This window comes from Alkalihalobacterium sp. APHAB7, assembly GCF_048323755.1.
Lineage (GTDB): Bacteria > Bacillota > Bacilli > Bacillales > Bacillaceae_F > Alkalihalobacterium.
This window is the reverse complement of sequence record NZ_JBLWFS010000065.1, coordinates 1-1,423: the sequence shown is the minus strand read 5'-3', so window position 1 is coordinate 1,423 and position 1,423 is coordinate 1. Positions and strand designations below refer to the sequence as shown.

1 protein-coding gene is annotated in these 1,423 nt (G+C 36.7%); it reads right to left on the bottom strand.

Annotated elements, in window-relative coordinates:
- Positions 1–11: 11 nt before the first annotated feature.
- Positions 12–1,342 (bottom strand): IS3 family transposase gene (locus ACNSTQ_RS23000; RefSeq protein ID WP_418202052.1). Its coding sequence is split into 2 segments (ribosomal slippage): positions 12–970 and positions 970–1,342, totalling 1,332 coding nucleotides; the frame shifts between segments, so codons are not numbered across the junction.
- Positions 1,343–1,423: the final 81 nt, after the last annotated feature.

Sequence of the window (1,423 nt, the reverse complement as noted above, 5' to 3'; positions counted from 1 at the left end):
TTAAAAAAGGCTTAGGCCACCTTTAAAAGGTGATTTCTGTATTGCACAGGAGTCATCTTTTTTAGGTTCCATTGATATCTAGTATGGTTATAATGGCGGATATATTTGTCAATATCCTGTTTAAGCTCTTCAAACGTTTTACATGCTTTTATATCTACTTCATCTTTAAGATGACCGAAGAATGACTCGATGGGGGCGTTATCCCAACAGTTTCCTCTTCTAGACATGGACTGGTTTAATCCTAGTTTCCGAACGAGTTTTTGAAAGTCTGGATGTGTGTAATGAGTGCCTTGATCGGAGTGGATTAAGGCATCTTCCGCTTTCTTAAATTTTCGGTTTTTCTTAAGTTTAAGTAAGGTGTTTGTAGCCAATTCCATAGTGATGCGGTTAGACATATAATGCGCCAAAACTTCTCCTGTAGACCCATCTTTAATTACGGATAAATAGGCTCTCTGTCCACCGTAATAGTTCAGGTAAGTGATGTCAGTAAGAAGAACTTTGCCAGGCTTATCTTGTTTAAATTGGCGATTTAGTACGTTCGAGACCACTCGATGTTCCTTAGTGGCTTTCATCATTCTCCGATATGGATTTGCTTTCCTAATAGGGCAGAATATATTAAACTTTTTCATGACTCTACGAATTTTCTTCAAATTGTAGACACACTGAAATTGACCCGCCAATGTCATTTTAATTTGACGTGCCCCTTTCTTTCGGCCTTTAAAGTGAAAGGCTTTTAGGATAATTTCTTTAGCCTCTTCGTCCTTCTTTTCCTGGCGTTTCCTTTGTTCTTCGGACTTAGCTGAGAAATAATTATAGTAACCACTTCGTGATACCCCAGTAGCTTCACAAAGGAATTTCACCATGTTTTTTAGGTTATATTTTTCAATAACTTCACAAATAAGAATGTACTTCTGACTAGCAGGAAGCCTTACTTCTTCAGCCCCCCTTCTAACATACGAATCTTTTTTAGGAGTTCATTTTCTGCCTTTACAAGATTCATCTGAGCTTCTAACCTTGCATACTTCTCCTCAAGAGATAGTTCTTTTACTCGTGGTCTTCCAGAATTACCTTTTCTAGTGTCTTTCAGCCCCAACGAGCCTTCAGTTTTATAAGTATTTCTCCAACGTTCTGAAGCAGATTTAATTCTATTCATCCCGATAATTTCAACTTCAAATCCAGCTTCTTCAAAGATCTGCCTTGAAAACTTCCCTTTACTGAATTCAGAAACAAAATATTGTTTAAACTCATCGGTGTAAGTGATTCCCTTTGAACTAACGGTTTTCACATATGGATTTTTAGATAATTGTGTAATTTCTTTCTCTGTAAATAGCTTTTTACTCATGATTCTCCATCTCCAAGTTATGTCTCAATTTGTAGTTCTTACATTATACAAAAAAGTACCCTACAGAGAGAGCACTTTTTT